Source organism: Mycobacterium sp. FW102-FHT13B02 (assembly GCF_058790275.1).
In genome coordinates, this window is record NZ_JBYTCM010000005.1 from 49,372 (window position 1) to 71,709 (window position 22,338).

Consider the following 22,338-nt stretch of genomic DNA (forward strand, 5'->3'; position numbering starts at 1 on the left):
CGAGATCAGTCGTAATGGTTCAGCGAGCGGGGCAGCGTGACCGGGCGACCCTCTATCAGGTCGTCGAGCACCGCGAAGATGGCGTCTGCGTCCGGAGGGCATCCGGGGATGAAGTAGTCCATGTGGACTACTTCATGGCAGGGGTAAACCTTGGTCGTGAGTCGGGGAATGTCCGGGTGGGATGGGACGACGGGTTTGGCGCCCGGAACCGCGGTCGGCGAATTGACGTACGCCTCCGACAGGCAGTCCTTCAATTCGAAGACATTGCGCATCGCCGGGACGCCGCCCCAGACGGCGCAGGCTCCGACGGAGATCAGGATGTCGCAATTGTCCCGGAAGTGTCGCAGCGTTTCGATGTTGTCCTCGTTCGCTACACCCCCTTCGATGAATCCGATCGCGCAGCGCTCGGCGATTCTCTTGATGTCGGTCAGCGAGGACCGGTGGATGCTGATCTTGGTCAGGAGCGGCAGGAGCCGTTCGTCCATATCCAGAAAGGACAACGTGCAGCCCCAACAGCCGCACAAACCGATCATCGCCACCTTGACCTTGGTGTCGCGGGCCGCCGCGAGCGCCGGTTCCGTTGGGGCTACCGGAATTTCGTGCGACGTGGTCTCCTCGGTCACGGCTTACCAGACTCGTCTCGGCGGTCGAGGGCCCGTGCGCGCACAGATTCGAGCTCGTACTTACGTCGGCCGATCGGGACGTCATATCCGACCCGTTTGTCGATGATGGCGCCGACGGGGCAGATGTCGACGGCATAGTGGATCTGCTCGTCCGGCATGGCGTTGGCCCGCTCGGTGTCGATTTCGATCTGGGACTCGGGACCGCGCTCGCTGATGCTGAAGATCTTCTGGCCGCTGGATTCGTCGCGGACGAATTCCACGCAGCGTTGGCAGAAGATGCAGCGATCCCGTTCCAGCCAGATTTTCTCCGACGCATGGTCCCGCTCGCGACGCGGGAACCGGTACGGGAACCGTGACACCAGCATGTCCACCTCGTAGCCGACCGCCTGCAGCGTGCAGCGTCCACTCTTCTCGCAACTCGGGCAATTGTGGTTGCCCTCCGCGAACAGTAACTCCACCAACGCCTTCCGGAGGTCTGCCGTTTCCGGTTCGTCGACCTCGACTTTCAGTCCGTCCGAGACTCGAACCGTGCACGCCGCGACCACGGTGCCGTTCACCTTGACCGAGCAGACCCGGCAGGTTCCGAGGCACGGCTTGCCTTCGAGGTAGCACAGCGTCGGGATGTACACCCCAGCGTCGGCGGCCACATCGACCAGGACGCCGCCTTCTTCGGTCGACATCGGTACCCCATCGATTTCGATGCGGATGGTCATGCGGTCCCGTCCGTTTCCAGTTCGGTAACTGCCTTGGCGTACCCGGCCAGGGCAGCATCGAGATCGAATGAGCGCAGCAGGGCCTGTTCCTGGGTGCGCAATCTGCTCCGATAGATCTCGGGGAACTTTTCCAGGGTCGTCAGAATAGGATTGGCGGCGGTGGCGCCGAGACCGCACCGACTTGTCGTTCGCACCAGCGCACCCCAGCGGGCCACGTCGTCCAGATCCTCTTCGACGCCGGCGCCTGCGACCACGCGTTCCACCTTGTCGTCCAGAGCGACGGTGCCCGCCCTGCAGGGAACGCAAATGCCGCACGACTCGTCAACGAAGAACCGCGTGTAGTCGCTGACGCATTGCAGCAGGTCGCGGCTCGAATTGAAGATCGTGACGGCGCCACTGCACGGAATGTCCTCGTACGCGATCCGACGTTTGCCGTCCACCTCCACCGACAGACACTCCCCCGCTGGGCCACTCATCTGGACAGCGCGAGCACCCCGCGCACCGACCATTGCCAGTACCTCATCGAGGGTGATTCCCCACTCGACCTCGTAGACGCCCGGACGGTCGCAGTCCCCCGCGACGCTCAGCAGGCGGGCGCCCGCGGAGTCGGGTGTGCCCATGCGGCGAAACCAGTGCGCGCCGTTCGCCATAACGCGGGTAGCTGCCGCAAACGTCTCGACGTTGTTGACGCAGGTGGGTTTGCCGAGATACCCCTCCTGGACCGGGAATGGCGGCTTCAGCCGGGGCGTACCCCGTTTACCCTCGCACGACTCGATCAGCGCCGATTCTTCACCGCAGACATAGGAACCGGCGCCCAGCTGGACGCGGATGTCGAAATCGAATCCTGGTCGCCCACCGATGCGGTATCCGAGCAGCCCATCGTCCCGGAGTTGCTGGAGCTGAGCTTCCAGATACCGCTTGAGATACACGTATTCGGCACGCAGGTAGACGATTCCGTGCCGACTACCGATCGCGTAGGCCGCAATGACCATCCCGATGAAAACATCCCGTGGCGAGCGCGTCAGCAGTGCCCGGTCCTTGAACGAGCCGGGTTCACCTTCGTCAGCGTTGCAGATGACGTACTTGTCATCGCCGGGTGCAGCCCGGCAGAGGCTCCACTTGCGCCCGGTGGGAAACCCCGCACCACCGTATCCGCGCAGTCGGGATTCGCTGATCTCGCCGATCGTTTGCTCGGGAGTGCCGGCGAGGCAGCGATTGAGCAACGACCGGTAATCCATTGTGCCACCGAAGAACACCGGACCCTGCGTGCGGACATTGGACTGCACCAGGTGGTCCACGTAGGCGATGTCATCGTCTGGTAGCCCAGCTGGGTTTGCGATATCAGAGGCCACTCTCCCAGTTTTCAACTGGGAAATGATGTCCGTGACAGTTTCCGGTGTCAGTCGGGTGAATACCACGCTGTCGATCAGCATCGCCGGTTCCTGATCGCTGAGTCCGATGCACGGCGTTTCGAACAAGCCGAACATGCCCGCTTGGTCCGTTTCGCCGAAGCGGGCCCCGGTCTGGAGCTCGAGCGTGTCGTACACCGCCTGATACCCGCGCCTCTTCGCAATCACCGTGTTGCTCAAGTAAATCCGGTGCTGTCCTGATGGCTGACGGTGGAAGAAGTGATAAAAGGAGGCTGTCTCCACGATATCCAGCGGAGACCGGTCCAAAGCGGTGGCGAGCTGTGGCAAGACGTCATCGGGAATGTGGCCGTACAGATGCTGAACATCCCACAATATGTCCATCAGTCGCGTTCCGTCGTAACGGTGGCGCCGCACTATTGTGTCGATGTCTGAGGTCATTTCGTGCCGGGCCACGGCCGTACCGGCGTCGTCGGCGACCGCGTCGACCCGGCCCACCGGCTCGCGGCGGCGCCGAGTCATGCTGGCGACCACGCGGTCGGCGATGTCATCTCTGGCCCGGACAGCAGCACATCATGGAATCCTCGCCTTTCTTGTATATGCCGGCTGATGTCAAAGGAAATGGATACCGCAGTCCTGCAAGCATTGTGATCTTGTATGCCGTCTCGTAGTGCCATAAGGCCCCGATCTACTCGAATTCAACCGTGACTCAATCGTCGTCCACAGGACGGCGCCTGTCATCGAGTTTCTGCCACTAACGGACCGACGCCCGCGGTCACGACTGCGCGGACGCGGCACCCATCTCAACCGAGCAACAACAAACCATCGCTGGGTCTGCCGTAGAAGACCATTACAGGCAGGGTTGCCTGCCTGTGAAATTGGGGCTACTTTTGCGACATGGTGGCCAGAACCCGGACGCGACACTCCGACGAGCGGATTCGCATTCCTCGCGCTGAGCGAGTGGAGGCCATGAGGGCGCGACTGCTCGAGGCCACCCTGTGGTGCATCGTCGATAAGGGCTACGCCGCCACCTCCACCAATGATGTTGTCCGGCGCGCCAAGGTCTCCCGCGGAGCACTAGCTCACCACTTTCCGACCAAGGCGGCACTGGTCAATGCGGCCGCCAGCCACTTGGTGGCCAAACGGGCCCTCGATTTCGAGTCGCGGATGGCGCAACTCGATGCGGACCAGCGCACACCGGCGGCGGCACTCGACATCTTGTGGTCGTTCTACGAACAACCCGAATGTCGGGCATTGGTGGAACTGTCGATCGCAGCACGGCATGACTCCGAACTGCGCGCGTTGATGTCGACCTGGGACGACGTGTACATCGAGCTACTGCGTACGTCGGCAACAGAATTCGTCCCCGACGTAGCCACAAATCCGCACGCCGGTGTGCTACTGCGGACCATCACCGCGCTCTACGACGGACTAGGTCTCTACGACATGACCCAGGAGGACCACCGCAACAAGGTCGCCGAAGTCCGCAGTTTCTTTCTCGCAATGTTGACCCGGCTGGAACCGACCCTTGGAGACGCTCGTGACTGAAACCTCTACCCGGCTCGTCCGTGCGCGGCGGATCCACTTCGACTATCCCCACGGCGGCTTGCAGCGACACTACGTCCAGGGCGACTTGGTGATGAGCCACATCGTCGCCTACCTGTCCGCCACCTTCCCCGAAGGCGAGGACTTCTTCGTCCGGTCGGTGCGCAACTACGCCGATCAGGTCACCGACCCGGTACTGCGGGAACAGGTGAAAGGCTTTATCGGACAGGAAGTGACGCACAGCCGCGAGCATGTAGCCCTCAACGAGCGGCTCCAACAGATGGGCTACCCCACCAGGTTCAACGACCGGATTACCCGACGTTCGCTGCAACGGGACGAACGCATATTCTCGCCGATCACGTGCCTGGCCATGACGGCCGCGCTAGAGCACTTCACCGCCGTATTCGCCGAAACGCTACTAGGGGACGAGGATGCGCGTGCCCTGCTGGGGGCCACTGAGGTGCGAAAGATGTTGTTGTGGCATGCCTATGAGGAATCCGAGCATCGCGCGGTCGCCTTCGATGTGTACCGGGCAGTCGGTGGCACCGAGCGACGCCGCATCTGGACCATGCGAATGGTCACGTTTACCTTCTTCGGCAGCGTCGCGCTGTTCACCACGCTGTCACTGCTGGCAGACCGGGCCACCTACCACCCGGTGCGGCTGATTCGTAGCCTCTGGGCCCTGCGCCGGTCGCCGTTCCTGAAACGCTCCGTGCGCCAGCGATTTCGGCAGTACAACAAAGTGGGATTCCACCCCGACCACGTCGACAACACCGCCCTGCTCGAACACTGGAAGCCCGAGCTTTTCGGCGTGGACGGACAGCTCGCCGCCAACATGAGCTGACCGGGGCGGGTTGCCCGCGCGGTCGCCGACAAGTTCGTATCGATCGTCGGCGGGCTCGCGGACCACCAACTCGGCGGGCAATCCCCATGTCTGGATAGCCCGCAAGAGGAAGAATATCTGCATGACGAACCAGAGCACCCTGACCAACCAGGAGAAGCAGGCCCGGCTCGACGTCAACCAGCTCAAGCAGCTGGTGGGTCTGGTGGACTACGACCAGAGCAACGACCCCTTCCCTGTAACAGGCTGGGACGCCATCGTTTTCGTGGCCGGCAACGCCACCGAGGCCGCGAGCTACTTCCAATCGGCGTGGGGCATGGAGCTGGTCGCCTACTCCGGGCCGGAGAACGGCAACCGCGACCACAAGGCTTTCGTCCTGCGGTCCGGCTCCGTGCGGTTCGTGCTGAAGGGTGCGGTGAACCCCGACAGCCCATTGGTGACCCACCATGCCAAACACGGTGACGGAGTCGTGGACATTTCTTTGGAGGTGCCCGACGTCGACAAGTGCATTGCCCAGGCCAAGCGAGCCGGCGCCACGGTCCTCGGCGAACCGCACAACCTGTCGGATGAGCACGGCACCGTGCGCGTCGCGGCCATCGCGACCTACGGTCAGACACGGCACACGCTGGTGCAAAGGCAGGTAGCCGGTGCGCGATACGCCGGCCCCTATCTGCCCGGTTACCAGCCGGCGACCAGTGGACACGTCAAACGCGACGGCGCTCCCGCGCGGCTGTTTCAGGCGTTGGATCACGTCGTCGGTAACGTCGAGCTCGGCAAGATGGATGAGTGGGTCGGTTTCTACAACCGGGTCATGGGGTTTGTGAACCTGGCTGAGTTCATCGGCGACGACATAGCCACCGAGTACTCAGCGCTGATGTCGAAGGTGGTGGCCGATGGCAACCACCGGGTGAAGTTCCCGCTCAACGAACCGGCCGTGGCGAAGCGCAAATCTCAGATCGACGAATACCTGGAGTTCTACCGAGGACCCGGCGTTCAACACCTTGCGTTGGCCACCAACGACATCCTGAGCTCCGTCGACGAGCTACGCAGGCACGGCGTCCAGTTCCTCGACACCCCCGACACCTACTACGAGGATCCCGAACTGCGTGCCCGGATCGGCGAGGTGCGCGTACCCGTTGCCGACCTGCAGCGGCGCGGCATCCTCGTCGACCGCGATGAAGACGGCTACCTGCTCCAGATCTTCACCAAACCATTGGGAGATCGGCCGACGGTCTTCTTCGAGCTCATCGAACGCCACGGCTCACTGGGTTTCGGTAAAGGGAATTTCAAGGCCCTGTTCGAGTCGATCGAGCGTGAGCAGGAAAAGCGCGGGAATCTGTGATGGCCGGTTACCAGAGCGGGTTCGGCAACAGCTTCGAAAGTGAGGCACTGCCCGGAGCGTTGCCGGTCGGCCGGAACTCTCCCCAACAGTGCGCCTACGGCCTCTACGCCGAACAGCTCAGCGGTTCCCCGTTCACCGCGCCCCGGGCCGCCAACAAGCGATCCTGGCTGTACCGGATCCGCCCGAGCGTCGCTCATTGGGGCCGCTTCGCTCCCGTTGCAGCCGAGGGAGTTTCGTATTGGCGCTCGGCTCCGGACGACGCCGACCCGGTACCCATCGCCCAAATTCGTTGGCATCCCCTGCCGATGCCCGATCCCGCGTCCGAGGACACCACGTTCATCACCGGCGTGCGCACCATCACGACCGGCGGGGACGTCAACACGCGCACCGGATTCGCCTGCAGCATCTACACCATCACGACGTCGATGGTCGACGCCTACTTCTACAACGGCGACGCCGAGATGCTGTTCGTCCTGGAGCGGGGGAACGTTCGGTTCTGGACCGAGTTCGGGATCATCGACGCCGAACCGAGCGAAATCGTCGTCATCCCACGCGGAGTGAAACTGCGCATCGAGGTGCCCGATGGCCCGGCCCGAGGTTACTTCTGCGAAAACTATGGCGGCAGTTTCACTCCGCCCGAGCGCGGCCCGATCGGCGCCAACTGTTTGGCCAATTCGCGTGACTTCCTCACACCCGTCGCGAACTACGAGGAGCGCGAGATCCCATCCACGCTGTACGTGAAGTGGGGCGGCACGCTGTGGCAGGCCGAAGTGCGCCAGTCGCCGCTGGACGTTGTTGCCTGGCATGGCAATTACGCGCCATACAAGTACGACATGCGGCGCTTCTCCCCTGTCGGCCCTGTGCTGTTCGACCACGCCGACCCGTCGATCTTCACGGTGCTCACCTCGCCCAGTGAGACGCCCGGAACCGCCAACGTCGACTTCGTGTGCTTCCCCGAACGCTGGATGGTCGCCGAAAAAACTTTCCGGCCACCGTGGTACCACATGAACGTCATGAGCGAGTTCATGGGACTCGTGCGCGGTGTCTATGACGCCAAACCTGATGGCTTCGTCCCCGGTGGGATCAGCCTGCACAACTGCATGACTCCCCATGGCCCCGACGCCAACGCCTTCCACGCCGCCAGTACCGAAAAACTGAAGCCGGTCAAGCAGCAAGACACACTGGCGTTCATGTTCGAAACCCGGTTCCCGCAGAAGGTCACCGCCTACGCGGCGACTCTGCCACAGCGGCAACAGGATTACGCCGACTGCTGGAGTGGCCTGACCAAGCGATTCGACCCGGGCAAGCCGTGACCACACTGGATTTCACGCACGATCCGCGCTTGCGCAGCTGGGTTATCTCGGCCGAGTCCGGTGACTTCCCTTTGCAGAACCTCCCTTTCGGTGTGGCGGCCGGCGTAGCCGGCGCACCCCACGGCGTCGTCCGCATCGGAGACATGGTCCTGGATCTGCGCGCCCTGTCCGAGTCGGGGCTGCTGACAAGTGAGGCTCAAATGGCGGCCGAAGCTGCCGCACATGGCACGCTGAACACCCTGTTCGCCCTGGGCTCGGGTCCACGGATCGCGCTTCGCCGTGCACTGCATTCCCTACTCACCGAAGGGACACCGCAGCAAGAGGCAGTCGCAAGACTCCTCACTCCGCTGACCGACGTCGACGTCCTGCTGCCCGCCCGCATCGGTGACTACACCGACTTTTACGTCGGCATCCACCATGCCCGCAACATCGGTGCCCTGTTCCGGCCGGACAATCCCTTACTGCCCAACTACAAATGGGCTCCGCTCGGCTACCACGGCCGTGCCTCCAGTGTGCGGGTCAGCGGCACCGCGGTCACCCGACCGCACGGACAGCTGAAGGCTCCCGGCGCACCGAAACCTGAACTGGCGCCAACCCGACGGCTAGATTTCGAGCTCGAACTCGGCGTGTGGATGGGCCCGGAGAACGGGCTGGGTGAGCCGGTCACCATCGATGACGCCGAAACTCACATCGCCGGTTACTGCCTGCTCAACGACTGGTCCGCACGCGACGTGCAAGCCTGGGAATACCAGCCCCTGGGCCCCTTCTTGGCCAAGAGCTTCGGCACCACCGTCTCCCCGTGGGTGATCACTCCAGAAGCATTGGCGCCGTTCCGGATACCGGTGGACCGACCCGGGGAGGATCCAACCCCACTGCCCTACCTCGACAGTCCACGACACCGGGCACAGGGCGGACTCGACATTGAACTGCGGGCCCATCTGAGGACGGCCCAGATGCGCGCCGCCGGCCACCCGCCGCACCTGGTCTCGCGCTCGTCCAGCCGCCACATGTATTGGAGCGACGCGCAGATGGTCACCCACCACACCAGCAACGGGTGTGACCTACACCCGGGCGACCTGCTCGGCACCGGCACCCTGTCCGGACCCACCCCGGGTTCCGAAGGCAGTCTGATGGAGCTCAGTCATGGCGGAAACGACCCCATCACATTGCCCAACGGCGAAATTCGGACGTTTGTCGAAGACGGCGACGAAGTCCTGCTGACGGCCAGAGCTCGCCGCCCGGGCGCCGCCAGCATCGGATTCGGGGAATGCGTCGCTGTGGTCCAGCCGGCGATCACCTACCCGTGACTTCAGCGGCGTCGTGCATCAGGCGGTGCGCCAGCTCGTCGTCCACGTCGGCGAAGAAGCCGCCGATCACATCTTCGATCTCGTTGAATCCCTTGGCGCAGAAAAGAACTGGTTGATAGTGCGTGATGTCGTAGGTCTGCACACCCATTCGGCCGATATTGAGCGGCCGCAGGTCCGCAGAATCGAGTTGCTGGATCTCCCCGAAGGACGACAGCAGGCCGGCGCCATAGGTGCGCACTTCGCCGTGCTCGCGGACCACACCGAACTCCAACGAGAACCAGAAGACCTTCGAGACGAATTCGAGCGCCTCAGTCGTTTTCACCCGCTGGGCAGCCCGCCCGGCCAGCCGGTACAGCGTCGCGAAACGCTCATGGGCCAGGCAATTGCCATGGCCGACCACCTCGTGGATCAGGTCCGGCTCGGGCGTGTAGAGCGGCACGGAATGGTGCCGGATGTACTGGGTGGAGTGGAATATTCCGTCTGCCAGCATCCCGTAGAACTCCCGCAGCGGCACCAGGCCGGCCGCTGGCACGTACTGAAACCCGGTGAGTAGCTTGAGCTTCTCGTTGACCTCGACGAGTTGCGGGATCCGATCCTCGGGAAGCCCGAGCCGCTCGCGGCCCTGCAGGTACACGGCGCAGGCCCGGCGTTGATGGAGCCGGTGAAGCTCGGCGCACGCAATGCGCCAGACCTCCTGCTCGTCGTCGGTGTAGGTCGCGATGGGTGGTGGTGTGCCGGGCTGCCAGTCCATGGCGAGCGCAGCGATGGCGTTGCGCCGCGCTCGGTATTCCGGATCGACGGCACCGGGATGATCCGCCGCGAGATGCACGGTGACGTCGTCGCCCGAACGCGTCACCGGTGCATACAATTGCGCTTCCTCGAACATCGCTGCCTCCCGGAGGTCCGGGCGTCGCACAGAGCGGCGTCTGTCAACCAGGATATGCGCTAGGCCGCCTGCTTCCTGGTGACCTTCACCATCATTCTGGAGTAGCCCTTCACGAAGTTGGACTGTGTGTACTCGGGCTCACCGACGACCTCGATGTCCTCGAATCGCGCCAGCAACTCCTCCCACAGGATCTTGAGCTGCAGCTCGGCGAGACGGCTACCCATGCAGCGGTGGATGCCGATGCCAAAGGCCAGGTGATGGCGGGCGTTGTGGCGGCCGATGATGAAGTCGTCCGGATTCTCGAACTTGCGCTCATCGCGGTTGGCCGAGGCGTACCACATGACGAGCTTGTCGCCTTTGCGGATGAATTGCCCGCCCAGGATGGTGTCCTGCTTGGCAATGCGGCGCATGTACGCCAGCGGGGTCTGCCAGCGGATGATCTCGTGCACCGCTTTGCTGATGAGTCCCGGGTCCGCCTTGAGCCGCGCGAATTCGTCAGGGTTCTGGTTCAGAGCGAGCACGCCGCCGGTCATCGAATTGCGAGTGGTGTCATTGCCGCCCACGATCAGCAGAATCAGGTTGCCGAGGAATTCCATCGGACGGTCGATCAGGTCTTTGGTGTCTTCGGACGACTGCATCAGGGTGATGAGGTCGAATCCGGGCTTCTCACCGGCTGCCAGCCGCGCTTTCTTGTCGTGCCACAGAGCGCTGAAGGCGCCGGCCATATCGGCTGCGGCTGCGAACATTTCGTCCATATCGGCCTCGCCACCGGTGGCCGAGGCGCTGCCGGCGACGGTATCGGTCCAGTACACCAACTTGCGGCGCTGGTCGTACGGGAAGTCGAGCAGAGTCGCCAGCATGCGTGAGGTCAGTTCGATCGACACGGTGTCGACCCAGTCGAACGGCCTGCCGTCCGGCAGCCCGTCGAGGACCTCCTGCACCCGGGTCCGGATGAGTGCCTCCATCTCCTGGAGGTTCTGGGGTGCCACCACGCCCTGAACCGCTCCGCGCTGCTCGTCATGACGCGGCGGGTCCATGGCGATGAACATCTCGACGTCGAGGCCCTCGGGTGGGTCACCGATGATGATCTGCGGCTCAGCGGAGAACCGTTCGTTGTCCTTGTCGACGGTGACGATGTCCGTGTACCGGGTGATCGACCAGAACGGGCCGAACGGGCTGTTCGGCTGGTAGTGCACCGGGGCCTCGTCACGCAACCGCTTGAAGTACGACTGCCAGCGGCCCTGGCGGAACATGAACGGGTTACTCATGTCGATCTCTGCCAACGGCACATCCGCGGCAGCCGGAATCGGCTGCTCGACAAACACCGGGGTCTTGTCACCGACGACCGACTTTTTCGTCTTCTGGTAAAGGTGCATGCCCTTGATCTGCAAGGGCATTGGGATTGTCGACTGCGCGCGGCTGAGGACCGGGTCGAGAATCGCTTCCTGTGCCTTGGTGATTGCCTGACCGAGAATGTTCACGAGTTTCTCCGTTCTGAGACATGCGTCGACAATCACGCTACGAACCAATAGACGCAGATGGGAGAGCACAAGTGGCCAAATAGTTACTCGAAGTGGCAATGCGAGTGCGCCTCGACTTACTAGGTTTGGCAATGTGGTTGATTGGGACATTCCCCGTACACCGGCAAGTGTCGGCGTGCTCCTCGGGCTGGCCGGCGAACGCGGTGTGAGCCCGGAGACCTGCCTTGCCGGCTCCCGCTTGACCGTTCACGGTCTGCAACGCCCGAGCGCCGAGGTCACGGCCCGGCAGGAATTGGCGGTCGTCACGAATCTGCTGGAGGCACTTGATTATCCCGACGACCTCGGCGTCGAGGCGGGACTCCGCTATCGTCTGGCCACCTACGGGATCTTCGGGTTCGCGTTGATCAGCAGCCCGACCTTGCGCAGCGCCATTGATGTCGGAGTGCGGTATCTCGATCTGACCTTCGCGTCTTCCACCCTCGCAACTCGAGTGGTCGGCGACGAGTTCCACATCGTCCTGGAGGCCCCGGGCACACCGGACCTGGTTCGCCGCTTCGACATCGACCGGCTGGCCACCGCCATCTCCGTGATCAAGCGCGAACTGTCGACTGAACTGCCACCCTTCGGAGTTCAGTTCACCCATCCCCGCCCGTCCAGCCTCGACCGGTACCTCGCGGCGTTCGACGCCGAGCCGGAATTCGGCGCACCCGAAAACCTGCTGATCCTGCCCGTCGCCCTCCTCGACCTGCCGTTGCCACAAGCCAATGCCTACAACTCCGCTGCGACACAGGAGCAGTGCCGCAATCTCCTGGAGGAGCGGCGCAGCCGAACCGGGCTGTCAGGACAGGTTCGTGACCTGCTGCTGGCGTCCCCGGCGCAGCCGCCTAATGCACACGAGATCGCCCATATGCTGATGATGAGCCCCCGTACGTTGCGTCACCGCCTCGGCGCCGAGGGCACGTCCTATCGCGAACTGCTCGACGAAATCCGGCAGAGACTATCGGAGGAAATGCTGATCAAAGGCCGGTTGACGGTCGCCGAGACGGCCAATCGGCTGGGATACGTCGAGTTGTCGAGTTTCTCGCAGGCCTTCCGCCGCTGGCACGGGATGAGCCCGCGCGCCTTCCGCGCATCTCGCAGCTGAGACGCGTCTGGGCCGCAGTCAGTTCGCAGCCTCCCACCAGTCGAGCACCCGCGTCGCGTAGAGGGTGAGCCACTTCGACGGTTGCCCGGCCGGCACGTCGACTTCAAACCAGACCCGCCCGGGTTGGCGGCCCGTTTGCAGCCACGTACCGTCGGACTGCCTCGCGGCACGAACGATGCCGATGGCCTCGGTCATCCGCGGGTCGGGAACGGTGCCATCGTGTGTGGCGGCCAGGCGGAAGTAGTCGCACGCACCCAGGGCACTGTATTTCCAGCGAATGGGATAGCTGAAGTCTTTGATCCATTGTCCCACTGGCTGATTCGTCGTCAGCCGGTTGATCAGCAGGCGCTGCAGCAGATACTCCTCGCCGCGGCGGCGCGCTGCGCGGATGTCGACGTCTCCGCCGGCGACCGTCGCGAAAGCGAGCAGTCCTTTCAGGGAATTCAGCGTGGAATGGAACGACGACCGGCGCGACCCCTCGACCCAGTCGCAGTTCCACCCACCGTCAGGCAGCTGATGCTCGAGAAACCAGTCTGCGATGCCGCTGACGTCCGTGCCCAGCCACACTCCGTTGGCCAACGTCCACGCGTTGATGCAGCAATCCACCTCACCCGACCAGTAGGGCAGGTCGTCGTACTCCCAGCGGCAATGTGCATCGAGCAACTCCGCCGTGCGGCGTTCCCGCAAGACCGATGCGTCAAGTCCCCACTCCCGCAACGTGTTCAGCGTCCACGTGGTGGCTGTCCACGGCTGGCCGTCCTCGGCCCGCTCAGGGTCGTCGAAGTCGTAATCCGCCGGGAAGAAGGCCCCACCGGCCCACTGCCCATCGGCTTCTTGCAGTGCGAGCAGGCGTGCGCCGAAGCCCTCGGTCGCGATTCGCACCCGCGTCGCTTCCCACACCTCGGACGGGGCGTCGAGCAGGTCGCGTTCGACCTGCCAGCGCAGCGTCGGGTCGGAGTCCAACAACCAGTCCGTCAACGCCGCACTCATGATCAGACCACCGTCATCGCTAGGAGCAGTACACCTGGCCGTTGAGCACACAATTCGACGGTGGCGTGTACGTTCCGCTGAGTACGCCGCGGATTCCGCCATTGGCAGATCCACCGGGTGGAATGACGCGATTCCAGCTCGCCGGGGTGATCACGTAGTGAGTGCCAAATTGGGTGAAGGTGCTATTCCACGTATGCGAGATGGACTGCCCCATCGGCATGTCGAATTCGAGCTTCCAGTCCGCCATCGGGACAGTGCTGTAGTTGGTGATGACGTAGCGCGCGATGAAACCGTCCTGCCACGTGTGCTGCACCACCAGTCGCGCCCCAGCCGCGGCCGCATGAGCCACCGGAGTGCCGACAAGTCCGACGATGGCCACCGTCATCGCGGACACCACGACGTGAAGCACTGTGCGCCAGCGCTTCACGTGGGAGTTCAGTCCAGTCATCGCAGCCAAGACTAAGGCCCGCCGGTCAGCGTGCGGTCTGGCGCAGCGGGTGGGCTGCCGTACCTTTGCGCAATTGCAACCGTGACGAAACCTTATGACGCGCCACGGCGGGCGGCCAAAAATTTTCCCGAATCACCTACTTGCACTCGCCGGTGCCGAGTGCTAAAACAAATCTATGCCAGCCGACACAGATAATCGGGCTGGCAGCGCACAGATGGCTAAAGAGAAAGGAAACCTGGAGGTGGCCACGATGCTGTTGCGTACTGATCCGTTCCGCGACCTTGACCGCTTCACCCAAGAGATCCTCGGCACCGCGGCACGGCCCGCGGGAATGCCCATGGACGCCTGGCGTGACGGTGATGAGTTCCACGTCGAGTTCGATCTGCCCGGCGTCAACGCCGACTCGCTCGACCTCGACATCGAGAACAATGTGGTGACCGTGCGTGCCGAACGCGCGCCTGTGGACTCCGCGCGGGAGATGCTGGCCGCCGAGCGCCCGCGAGGCGTCTTCTCCCGACAACTGGTGCTCGGCAACAACCTCGACACCGGCCGGATCACCGCGGACTACCACGACGGGGTGCTTCGACTGGTGATCCCGGTGGCGGAGAAGGCCAAGCCCCGCAAGATCACGGTCGGCAGAGCCGGTGAAGCCAAGGCGATCAAAGAGAATCGCGTGATCACCGAGGACGGCAGTCCTGTTGCCGACAAGGCTACGGCCAAGGAGCCGGTGAACGCCTGACCCGGACCGGAGTGCCGGGCTGCGCAGCGTCGCAGTCCGGCACCGGTACCGGCACGTTCTTGAATGGTCGGTGTGATGCCGACAGTGCAAGGAGGTGAAGAGTGATGCAGTACAGCATGATTGCGGCGCCGGCGGCGCCTGACACCATCGCGCCAGATGAGTTGGCCCAGTCCCTGGGTGTGGATGACCCCGCGATGGTGATAGCGCTGATCGCCGAAGTCGACGCCATCTTCTGCCCCGCCGAAGCCCCCCGCTGTCAGCAGCCGACGCCACCGGCGATCGGGTGTGCTCTACAAGGGCCCCGGTGCGCTGGTCGGTCTTGGTGGCCCGCCTCTCGGCGACCGCACTGTGGGCCGGCGCGAAGGATGTCTCCGGTGCAGCGGAGCCCTCCGATCGCCGACTCATCGCTGGCAGGAGAACCGTGAGGCCTGGGCCGTCGGCCACCGGGGCCACACCCTGGGCGTCGTTTCGCAGCACGACATCGATGCAGACGCGCCAATGCCCGATCTAGGCAACTTCTCCCAGGTGGCCGGCCCGGTCTTCGCGCCAAGCAGTTTCGTGATCCCAGTCGCTGGATACCCCTTCAGAAGGACAAACACAGCCGCCTCCTGAAACAGGAGCGTGACGAAGGGACGCCACTGGTCGCATCTACTTCGACGTCCGCGATGGCGCCGCGCCCGACAGCGTGGTCTACCGGGATATCGGCGGCGCCGACAAGGTGGTCTGGAAGAGCTGACCGACTGCGATGGCGGAAACCCGCCAGCGCCCAGCGCGGTTCCATCGCTAGCGTCGATGCGTGACCGCAATTTCCCAACCGAAACCGGTAATCACCAGAGGCACAGTACTTTTCATGGCCGTGGCGGCCGCCCTGGGTACCGCAACGATTTATCCTCTTCAGCCGGCGATCGCCGATCTCACCCGGTCGCTGGACGCCGGCCCGGCCGCCGTCGGCACTGCGCTGGCGGGCGGCCCGGTGGGCTACATGCTGGGTCTGGCCCTGCTCGTGCCACTGGTTGACAGGTTCTCTCCGCGGCGCGTCCTGGCGCTGCAGTTCTTGGCGCTCGGCGGTGCGCTGGCGCTGACCGCCGCGGCCGGCACGGCCTGGCTGGTCGGTATCGGATTACTTCTGACGGGGGCCTTCTCGTCCGTGGGGGCAGGCCTGAGCTCGGTGGTCGGACGCATTGCGCCCGACCACCGCCGCTCGACCGTCCTCGGTATCGTCACCGCCGGCATCTCCGCCGGCATATTGGCCGGCCGGATCGTCGGCGGCTGGTTGACCGACGTGATCGGTTGGCAGGCCATGCTTCTCGTTGTGGCCGCGGCGGCCGTCGGTGTCTCCGCGTCCTGCCTGTTGCTGCTGCCGACTGCCACGGGAACCGTTGAGCACGGCTACCTCGCCGGCTTGGTATCGACCCCCGGACTCCTCCTGCGTACCGCGGTGCTGCGTCGCGGCGCGCTGCGCGGCACCCTGTGGTTCTTCGCTTTCTGCGCGATCTGGTCCGGTATCGCGGTCACGCTGTCGCGTGAGCCGTTCTTATTGCACGCCAACGAGATCGGGCTCTACGCGCTGGCCGGCATCGCCGGGATCTTCGCGACGCGCATCGCGGGTGGCTGCACGGACCGGTTCGGTTTCCGGCCGGTCGTGCTGCTGGGCCTTACGGCTGCCGGCATCGCCTGCCCCATACTTGCGCTCGGATTGCACAACTCCGCGGCGACGATGGTCGCTCTGGCGATGTTCGACGGCGGCCTGTTCGCGGCACAGGTTGCGAACCAGACGACAATCCTGGCCATCGACCCATGTGCGCCCGCACGCTTCAACAGTGCGTACATGCTCGTCTACTTCGTCGGCGGCAGCGTAGGGACGGCATTCGGTGCGGCCGCAGCAGCCTCATACGGATGGCCTGCCACTGTGAGTGTTTGCGGCGCAGCACTACTCGCCGCCGCGCTCCTCACGACCGATCGACCGCACCACACGCCGTGAGCGCCGCGTCGACGGTGGCGTCGATCAAGATGTCGTCGATCGGTCCGACGGGCGGGACTACTGCCCTCGCTAGGGTGTCGATAATCGGGATGGTCGTTCGTGTAGAAGGTGAGGGGCGGCGGTCTGGCCGCCCCCTGACCGAGGAGTGACGAGCATGCACTACCTACTTGCCATGCATCAGCCGGTCGGCGATCCGCCGCCGCCCGAGGTACTGGAGCCGATCATGGATGCACTGAATGTGGTCGAGAACGACATGCGTGCGGCCGGAGTATGGGTGTTCTCCGGCGGTTTGCACGGCCCGGATGCGTCGACCGTGGTGCGGGCCCACGAGGGCGCCATATTGACCACCGACGGCCCGTACGCCGAAGGCAAAGAGCATCTGGGCGGCTTCACCATCATCGCCGTACCCGACTTGGACTCCGCTCTCGAATGGGCGCGCAAGCAGGCTGAAGCCGTCCGGCTCCTCCCGATCGAAGTACGCCCGTTTCGATTCGGTGCACAGGGCTGAGCTCGACCGTGCCGCCAACGTCGCCGATGCCGCCAGAGGATATCGCCGATGTGTTCCGCCGCGAGTACGGCCGGGCGGTGGCCGTCCTGGTCCGCCGATACGGTGACATCGACCTCGCCGAAGAAGCGGTCCAGGACGCCTTCGCCAAGGCTCTGGACCGATGGCCGCGGACTGGGCCACCGCCGAGCCCAGCCGGATGGATCATCACCACTGCCGCAAATGCGATCGTCGACCGCTTCCGTAGAGAGTCCACGCGCGACGAGCGGCACGCGCACGCGGCCCTGCTCTATCCGGTGGCCGACGCGAATGAACTCGAAGCCGGACCTGTGCGCGACGACCGCCTCCGATTGATCTTCATCTGCTGCCACCCGGCGCTGGCCCTCGAGGCGAGAGTGGCGCTCACGCTCCGCTTGCTCGGTGGCCTGTCGGCCAGCGAGATCGCGCGCGCTTTCCTCGTCTCGGAAACGGCTGTCGCTCAACGCCTTGTCCGCGCCAAACGAAAAATTCGCGACGCGCACATCCCCTACCGGGTGCCCCACGACAGCGACCTACCCGACCGCATCCACGGAGTGCTCGCCGTGGTGTACCTGATCTTCAACGAAGGCCACACCGCAAGCTCCGGCGACGATCTCGTACGAGCTGATCTCACCACAGAAGCGGTGCGTCTCGGCCGACTGCTGGCCGAGCTGATGCCCGATGAGCCCGAGGTATTGGGCCTCCTCGCGCTGATGTTGATGACCGAGGCACGACGCGCTGCCCGCACCGATGCCGAAGGGAATCTGGTCCTACTCGCCGACCAGGACCGAAGTCAGTGGGACCACGGCTACATCGCCGAAGGCCAGGCACTGGTTCGGCACTGCCTGCGCCAGAACCGGCCCGGCCCTTACCAGATCCAGGCTGCCATCAACGCCGTGCACAGTGACGCACCCTCTGCATCCGCCACCGACTGGCACCAGATACTCGCACTGTACGACCTATTGATGGTCGTTGCGCCCACACCCGTCGTCGCTCTCAACCGCGCCGTGGCGATCGCCGAGGTGCACAACCCGCAGACGGCACTGGACCTGGTTGACGCAATCGATTTACCTGGCTACCACGTCTACCACGCGGTCCGCGCCTCGCTCCTGGCGCGGCTCGGTCGAACCGCCGAGGCTGCCGAAGCCTACGACCAGGCGGCCGACCACGCGGCCAACCCGATCGAGTCGGTACACCTGCGCCGCGCTCGCGACGCACTCCGCGGTTGAATGACTCAATTCGCCCTCGGCGCAGGCTGATCGGCAACCAAGAATCCGCCAAGGACCGCACCTCAGTATTGCTGCCAACGGTCAGACAGGCCGATCCAGCGAGAGGGAGCCATCATGTTGAGCATTCACAGCATCAAGAAGGTCGCGGGTACGGCGCTGCTGTCGGGCGGCTTGGCCCTGGTCGGCTTCGGCTTGGCGTCGGGCACGGCGCAGGCATTCAACCCGCAGCCGGAACCTCCGGGCAAGCCGGTCAATGTCTCCGTCACACCCCGGATCAGTTCGCCGGGCGCGATTCGTGGCTTCAACCCCACGCCGGAACCGCCCAAGGTGGTCACCGGTGGCATCCGCGGGTGCGACGGTTCCGTCTAGGCGCCGCAGCGGCAGAGCTCAGGTGACGGTCACCGTGTCTGATTGAGGACCGCACCCCCACCGACCGTCTGCCATCTAGCCAGCCTCTCTCCCGGCCCGGCCCTACGCCATGCGGGCCGACGTAGGGCCGGGCCGTGAGAAGCGAGATCTGGGCAATCTGCGGCCGGCTTATCGCCGACCGCCGCCGCCCCCGGCGTTGTACCCGGGCGAAGCGACCTCTCCTTCGGTCAGTTCGAACGGCGGCGTGAACAAGCTGGGATCGTCAAGAGACGATTCTGGTGCGTCGAAGGGACCTTGTGCGACCGGCGCGGCGGCGCCATCGCCTGCGGGCACGCAGGTGTTCCCGGACGCCACGAGGCCGTCCGCACACGTCAGGCCGTCGTCGGCGTGCGCGATCGGCAAGCCGACCAACCCGACCACGGCAGCCGCAGCCCCAAACGTTGCCACCGCCACTGACAAACGAGCGAAAGCTGACGTTGTTGCGCTCATTGCACACTCACTCTCCGGTGCTAACTGGTCCGGTGAAGGTAGCACCAATGGACCCGTTTCGACGGGTCGTTTCAACACTTGGGTCAATTACCGTTACGCAGAGTTTTCACGCCAGGCCATAGGCGCTTTCCAACGCGGCCAACGCCTCACCGGTCTTGATGGCGAGCTTCTGCATGTGAGGCATCGAGTCACGACAGCCGGTGAAGCCGAAATTCAAAGTGCCCGAATAGCTTTGGCAGGTGATATTGAGTCCGACACCGTGCACCGGAATCGACACCGGATAGCTGGACACGAGTTCGTTGCCCCGGAAGTACAGCGGGTAGTCCGGGCCCGGCACGTTCGACAAGATGACGTTGTACGACGCGGGCGCCACCTTCGGCGCCCCCATCGTGGCGGCACCGGTCTGCACGAGGAACGGCGCCATCAGCGCGGCGGTGTAGGCCAATATCGCGTTGCTGGTCATGCCCGACAACTGCTTCTTGGCGGCCTGGGTCGACGCGCTGATCGCTTCGATCCGCTCACGCGCGTCGACGATGTCGGTACCCAGGGTGGCAAGAATCGCGCCGACGGCATTGCCGCCGCCGGGATCGTCTTTCGGCCGAATGTTGACCGGCAGCATGGCGATCAGAGGTTTCGCGGGTAGGGCATCGAGTCCCAGCAGATAGTCGCGCAGGCCGCCGCCGCAGATGGCGAGCGCGACGTCGTTGAGAGTTCCGCCGGTGGCCTCGGCGACGGCCCGCAGCCGGGCGATGTCGTATTGCTGCGTCGCGAACCGGCGGCTCCGACCGATGCGGCCGTTGAAGATGGTGTGTGGCGCTTGGCCGGGCCCGACGAGTGGATTGCTCTTGCTGACGGCGGTGATTGCCAGCTTGGCGAAGGCAGCGGGCAGGTCGATGACCGTCGACAACTCTGAGGTGATGGACCGCAGCAAACCGCCGATGTCGGGGATGAGGCTGCTGTCCTTCTCGTCCTGCTTCCGGTCCCGCTTGGGCACCGGATTCCGGAAGAACAAGGGTGTTTCGGCATCAGACGGATCGGTCGACATCGACCGGATGAGCGTCTTCATCGCCGTATAGCCGTCGACGAGTGAGTGGTGCATCTTCACGTACAACGCGACATTGCCGTCGTCGAGGCCTTCGATGATGTGCAGTTCCCACGGTGGACGCGTCAGGTCCAATTGGCGAGCATGCAAGCGGGAGATCAGGATTCCCAATTCACGCTGATCGCCCGGCCGTGGCAGAGCAGAACGCCGAACGTGATACATGACGTCGAACTTCGTGTCCTCGACCCACCGCTGCAACGGGTTCAGCAGGAACCACGGGGTCTGCAGCTTCATGTTCCACGGTGGCTCGATCTCGTTGGACCCATAGATCTCGTCCCGCAGTTGATCCAGGATGTCCCCTGCGTCGCCCGACGTCAGCCGGAACTGCATCAGGCCCGCGACATGCATCATCGTCTCGGGAGATTCTGCCGCCAGGAACATCGAGTCGAGCGGAGACAGTCGTTTGCTCGTCACCCGGGTGAACTTACCCAGCTCTTGGCGGCCCGACGGCAAAACGCGTGAACGGCGCTCTCGCGCCACGACTCATCCGGCGAACACGCCGCCGTCGACCAGGATCGTGGTACCGATGGCAATCAGCACGACGGGAAAGATGATGTGGCCCCAGCGGGAAAACGCATTGGCCACGATCGGGTGGGCAGCGAAGTAGCGGCCTGCCGCACACCACACGCCGACCCCGATCAGAAACACCGTGACATACGCCGCGAGCGTGCCGGTAGTGGCGACCGCGAACATCGGTACGTAGACACCGATGTTGTCACCGCCGTTTGCGAACGTGATGCCCGCGACCTGCCACGTACCCGGTGCGGACGGCGGTGCGGCGTCCTCGGTTCCCGTCGGTTCGGCAACCCGGCTCCGCCAGCCCACCCATGCGGCCCTGAGCCCCAACATGATTGGGAGCAGGCCGAGATAAGGCAGCGCAGTCCTCGGCAGCAGGGCGGCACCGAGAAAGGCGGCGCTCGTCGACACCACCAAGATGGCCACGAAGCCGAGATACTGGCCCGCAACCACCCGCGCCTCCGCGCTGCGATGGCCCCGTGCCTTGCCGAAGAAGACCGCAAGCACCACAAGGTCGTCGATGTTGGTGACGGCGAACGTCGCGACGGCCTGGCTGACCGTGGCCAGACTCATGCCGTCGCACTCCTCGGGGCGGCGCTCATCGGTGAGGACATTACGGGACGCGGCCCGGGTCCGAAGTACAGAGTTCGTCTCGCGGCAACCTGGTCGACGCCGGCACATGACACAGTGCCCGCGTGACCGTCGACTCGGCGAGTGGCCTGCAGCGCGCTGTCGACGGTTTTCACCGCAGCTGCGAACTGGTGGTCAGCCGGTTGCCGTGGGGGTTCAAATCGGTTGTCGCGCCGACTTTTCTAGGGTTCGCACTGATCAACGGCTGCACGTTCGCGGTCGACCTGCTGCTCCTGACTGCATTACGTGATGGGTTGAGCCTTCCGCTGGCGGTGGCGGTCACGATCTCGTACGTCTGCGCGTTCGGGCTGAGCTATGTCCTGAACCGGATCTTCAACTTCAGCTCGCACAGTGCCGTCGGCCCGCAACTCGCCGTCTACATCGTCGTGGTGGCGGTCAACTACCTGGCGTTCATCCTTGGTGTGTCGACCGGGTTGTCGGCTCTCGGCGTCGAGTACCACGTCGCCCGCATCACCGCGGGGATCTGCGAAGCCGCCTATATGTATTGCGCGATGCGCTGGGTGGTGTTCCGAGGCTGAGTGGGTGCACGACGCCCGGTGAGCTGCGTCTCATGGCGAGCAGAAATGCTGTGACAGTGTTAATTTCGCTTCGTCAAAGCTGTACTGAAGTACCAAACCGGGGGTAGGTCGCGGACAGGCAGGTTTAGTACACGCACGGGCGAGGTCCCGCCATCAGTGTCGCCATCACCATCGCCGATCTATCGGCGAGATTCCTGAGCAGCTTCCCACGCGACAGCGTC

The 22,338-nt window shown here is 64.2% G+C and carries 21 protein-coding genes and 2 pseudogenes; 13 read left to right on the plus strand and 10 right to left on the minus strand.

All coding sequences use genetic code 11. From position 1 onward, the window contains the following. Positions 1–5: 5 nt before the first annotated feature. The 3 genes from AC3WTE_RS10445 to AC3WTE_RS10455 are packed head-to-tail and all read right to left on the minus strand — an operon-like array spanning position 6 to position 3,225. Positions 6–623 (minus strand): NADH-quinone oxidoreductase subunit B family protein, encoded by a 618-nt coding sequence (locus tag AC3WTE_RS10445; protein ID WP_492437405.1) that lies wholly within the window; start codon positions 621–623, stop codon positions 6–8. Next, positions 620–1,336 (minus strand): 2Fe-2S iron-sulfur cluster-binding protein, encoded by a 717-nt coding sequence (locus AC3WTE_RS10450; protein ID WP_459365275.1) that lies wholly within the window; start codon positions 1,334–1,336, stop codon positions 620–622. Before AC3WTE_RS10450 ends, AC3WTE_RS10445 begins: the two co-directional genes overlap by 4 nt. Next, a complete protein-coding gene (locus AC3WTE_RS10455; RefSeq protein WP_492437406.1) occupies positions 1,333–3,225 on the minus strand; it encodes an NAD(P)H-dependent oxidoreductase subunit E in 1,893 nt (630 codons plus the stop codon). Before AC3WTE_RS10455 ends, AC3WTE_RS10450 begins: the two co-directional genes overlap by 4 nt. Before the next feature lie 375 nt (positions 3,226–3,600). Between AC3WTE_RS10455 and AC3WTE_RS10460 the strand changes: the two genes are divergently transcribed. The 5 genes from AC3WTE_RS10460 (at position 3,601) to fahA (ending at position 9,051) form a co-directional block, all read left to right on the plus strand. Beyond that, positions 3,601–4,251, plus strand: a complete 651-nt coding sequence (locus tag AC3WTE_RS10460; protein ID WP_492437407.1) for a TetR/AcrR family transcriptional regulator — start codon at positions 3,601–3,603, stop codon at positions 4,249–4,251. Continuing rightward, positions 4,244–5,092, plus strand: a complete 849-nt coding sequence (locus tag AC3WTE_RS10465) for a metal-dependent hydrolase (RefSeq protein ID WP_492437408.1) — start codon at positions 4,244–4,246, stop codon at positions 5,090–5,092. The genes AC3WTE_RS10460 and AC3WTE_RS10465 overlap by 8 nt, the downstream gene beginning before the upstream one ends. Positions 5,093–5,213: 121 nt before the next feature. Further along, the gene (gene hppD / locus AC3WTE_RS10470; RefSeq protein WP_492437409.1) at positions 5,214–6,431 is read left to right on the plus strand and encodes a 4-hydroxyphenylpyruvate dioxygenase; all 1,218 of its coding nucleotides are present in this window, start codon (positions 5,214–5,216) and stop codon (positions 6,429–6,431) included. Next, complete coding sequence (gene hmgA / locus AC3WTE_RS10475; RefSeq protein WP_492437410.1) at positions 6,431–7,744, plus strand: homogentisate 1,2-dioxygenase; 1,314 nt, start codon at positions 6,431–6,433, stop codon at positions 7,742–7,744. The genes hppD and hmgA overlap by 1 nt, the downstream gene beginning before the upstream one ends. Further along, the gene (gene fahA / locus AC3WTE_RS10480; RefSeq protein WP_492437411.1) at positions 7,741–9,051 is read left to right on the plus strand and encodes a fumarylacetoacetase; all 1,311 of its coding nucleotides are present in this window, start codon (positions 7,741–7,743) and stop codon (positions 9,049–9,051) included. The genes hmgA and fahA overlap by 4 nt, the downstream gene beginning before the upstream one ends. On the opposite strand, the gene AC3WTE_RS10485 is transcribed toward fahA, so the two are convergent. Next, a complete protein-coding gene (locus AC3WTE_RS10485) occupies positions 9,038–9,937 on the minus strand; it encodes a phenylalanine 4-monooxygenase (protein WP_492437412.1) in 900 nt (299 codons plus the stop codon). The genes fahA and AC3WTE_RS10485 overlap by 14 nt on opposite strands. Positions 9,938–10,014: 77 nt before the next feature. Then, a pseudogene (locus AC3WTE_RS10490) lies at positions 10,015–11,334 on the minus strand (cytochrome P450); the annotation flags it as partial. Positions 11,335–11,551: 217 nt separating this feature from the next. On the opposite strand from AC3WTE_RS10490, the gene AC3WTE_RS10495 reads away from it, so the two are divergent. Beyond that, the gene (locus tag AC3WTE_RS10495; protein WP_492437413.1) at positions 11,552–12,562 is read left to right on the plus strand and encodes an AraC family transcriptional regulator; all 1,011 of its coding nucleotides are present in this window, start codon (positions 11,552–11,554) and stop codon (positions 12,560–12,562) included. 18 nt (positions 12,563–12,580) lie between these two features. Here the strand turns inward: AC3WTE_RS10495 and AC3WTE_RS10500 are convergent, their stop codons facing one another. Continuing rightward, positions 12,581–13,552: a prenyltransferase/squalene oxidase repeat-containing protein gene (locus AC3WTE_RS10500; protein WP_492437414.1), complete on the minus strand. Its 972-nt coding sequence runs from the start codon at positions 13,550–13,552 to the stop codon at positions 12,581–12,583. Between the two features lie 19 nt (positions 13,553–13,571). Next, a complete protein-coding gene (locus AC3WTE_RS10505) occupies positions 13,572–14,000 on the minus strand; it encodes a cellulose-binding domain-containing protein (protein WP_492437415.1) in 429 nt (142 codons plus the stop codon). A 250-nt stretch (positions 14,001–14,250) separates the two neighbouring features. Here AC3WTE_RS10505 and AC3WTE_RS10510 point away from each other — a divergent pair, with 250 nt between their 5' ends. The 6 genes and pseudogenes from AC3WTE_RS10510 to AC3WTE_RS10535 all read left to right on the plus strand — a co-directional run bounded on the left by AC3WTE_RS10510 (position 14,251) and on the right by AC3WTE_RS10535 (position 18,841). Further along, positions 14,251–14,739: an Hsp20/alpha crystallin family protein gene (locus tag AC3WTE_RS10510; protein WP_492437711.1), complete on the plus strand. Its 489-nt coding sequence runs from the start codon at positions 14,251–14,253 to the stop codon at positions 14,737–14,739. A gap of 634 nt (positions 14,740–15,373) precedes the next feature. Then, positions 15,374–15,475, plus strand: a pseudogene (locus AC3WTE_RS10515) (DUF1942 domain-containing protein); the annotation flags it as partial. Between the two features lie 114 nt (positions 15,476–15,589). Beyond that, entirely contained in the window at positions 15,590–16,720 is a 1,131-nt protein-coding gene (locus AC3WTE_RS10520) for an MFS transporter (RefSeq protein WP_492437416.1), read from the plus strand. A 154-nt stretch (positions 16,721–16,874) separates the two neighbouring features. Continuing rightward, positions 16,875–17,228, plus strand: a complete 354-nt coding sequence (locus tag AC3WTE_RS10525; RefSeq protein ID WP_492437417.1) for a YciI family protein — start codon at positions 16,875–16,877, stop codon at positions 17,226–17,228. A gap of 26 nt (positions 17,229–17,254) precedes the next feature. Then, entirely contained in the window at positions 17,255–18,472 is a 1,218-nt protein-coding gene (locus AC3WTE_RS10530; protein ID WP_492437418.1) for an RNA polymerase sigma factor, read from the plus strand. 114 nt (positions 18,473–18,586) lie between these two features. After that, positions 18,587–18,841 carry a hypothetical protein gene (locus tag AC3WTE_RS10535; RefSeq protein WP_492437419.1) on the plus strand — a complete coding sequence of 85 codons (255 nt, stop codon included), beginning with the start codon at positions 18,587–18,589 and terminating at the stop codon, positions 18,839–18,841. Between the two features lie 168 nt (positions 18,842–19,009). On the opposite strand, the gene AC3WTE_RS10540 is transcribed toward AC3WTE_RS10535, so the two are convergent. The 3 genes from AC3WTE_RS10540 to AC3WTE_RS10550 all read right to left on the minus strand — a co-directional run bounded on the left by AC3WTE_RS10540 (position 19,010) and on the right by AC3WTE_RS10550 (position 21,521). Then, on the minus strand, positions 19,010–19,288 hold the full coding sequence (locus tag AC3WTE_RS10540; RefSeq protein ID WP_492437420.1) for a hypothetical protein: 279 nt from the start codon (positions 19,286–19,288) through the stop codon (positions 19,010–19,012). A 148-nt stretch (positions 19,289–19,436) separates the two neighbouring features. After that, positions 19,437–20,846 (minus strand): WS/DGAT/MGAT family O-acyltransferase, encoded by a 1,410-nt coding sequence (locus AC3WTE_RS10545; RefSeq protein WP_492437421.1) that lies wholly within the window; start codon positions 20,844–20,846, stop codon positions 19,437–19,439. Between the two features lie 69 nt (positions 20,847–20,915). Then, positions 20,916–21,521, minus strand: coding sequence for a cadmium resistance transporter (locus AC3WTE_RS10550; protein WP_492437422.1), 606 nt, complete (start codon positions 21,519–21,521; stop codon positions 20,916–20,918). A gap of 122 nt (positions 21,522–21,643) precedes the next feature. On the opposite strand from AC3WTE_RS10550, the gene AC3WTE_RS10555 reads away from it, so the two are divergent. Then, positions 21,644–22,117 (plus strand): GtrA family protein, encoded by a 474-nt coding sequence (locus tag AC3WTE_RS10555; protein WP_492437423.1) that lies wholly within the window; start codon positions 21,644–21,646, stop codon positions 22,115–22,117. Positions 22,118–22,338 lie beyond the last annotated feature (221 nt).

What these genes read in the sequence shown, in the direction of transcription:
- AC3WTE_RS10535 (WP_492437419.1), top strand. Translation starts at nt 18,587, where the DNA reads ATGTTGAGCATTCACAGCATCAAGAAGGTCGCGGGTACGGCGCTGCTG.
- AC3WTE_RS10550 (WP_492437422.1), bottom strand. Translation starts at nt 21,521, where the DNA reads ATGAGTCTGGCCACGGTCAGCCAGGCCGTCGCGACGTTCGCCGTCACC.
- AC3WTE_RS10455 (WP_492437406.1), bottom strand. Translation starts at nt 3,225, where the DNA reads ATGACTCGGCGCCGCCGCGAGCCGGTGGGCCGGGTCGACGCGGTCGCC.
- AC3WTE_RS10485 (WP_492437412.1), bottom strand. Translation starts at nt 9,937, where the DNA reads ATGTTCGAGGAAGCGCAATTGTATGCACCGGTGACGCGTTCGGGCGAC.
- AC3WTE_RS10525 (WP_492437417.1), top strand. Translation starts at nt 16,875, where the DNA reads ATGCACTACCTACTTGCCATGCATCAGCCGGTCGGCGATCCGCCGCCG.
- AC3WTE_RS10450 (WP_459365275.1), bottom strand. Translation starts at nt 1,336, where the DNA reads ATGACCATCCGCATCGAAATCGATGGGGTACCGATGTCGACCGAAGAA.
- AC3WTE_RS10500 (WP_492437414.1), bottom strand. Translation starts at nt 13,552, where the DNA reads ATGAGTGCGGCGTTGACGGACTGGTTGTTGGACTCCGACCCGACGCTG.
- AC3WTE_RS10530 (WP_492437418.1), top strand. Translation starts at nt 17,255, where the DNA reads ATGCCGCCAGAGGATATCGCCGATGTGTTCCGCCGCGAGTACGGCCGG.
- hmgA (WP_492437410.1), top strand. Translation starts at nt 6,431, where the DNA reads ATGGCCGGTTACCAGAGCGGGTTCGGCAACAGCTTCGAAAGTGAGGCA.
- AC3WTE_RS10510 (WP_492437711.1), top strand. Translation starts at nt 14,251, where the DNA reads ATGCTGTTGCGTACTGATCCGTTCCGCGACCTTGACCGCTTCACCCAA.
- hppD (WP_492437409.1), top strand. Translation starts at nt 5,214, where the DNA reads ATGACGAACCAGAGCACCCTGACCAACCAGGAGAAGCAGGCCCGGCTC.
- AC3WTE_RS10520 (WP_492437416.1), top strand. Translation starts at nt 15,590, where the DNA reads ATGGCCGTGGCGGCCGCCCTGGGTACCGCAACGATTTATCCTCTTCAG.
- AC3WTE_RS10505 (WP_492437415.1), bottom strand. Translation starts at nt 14,000, where the DNA reads ATGACTGGACTGAACTCCCACGTGAAGCGCTGGCGCACAGTGCTTCAC.
- AC3WTE_RS10460 (WP_492437407.1), top strand. Translation starts at nt 3,601, where the DNA reads ATGGTGGCCAGAACCCGGACGCGACACTCCGACGAGCGGATTCGCATT.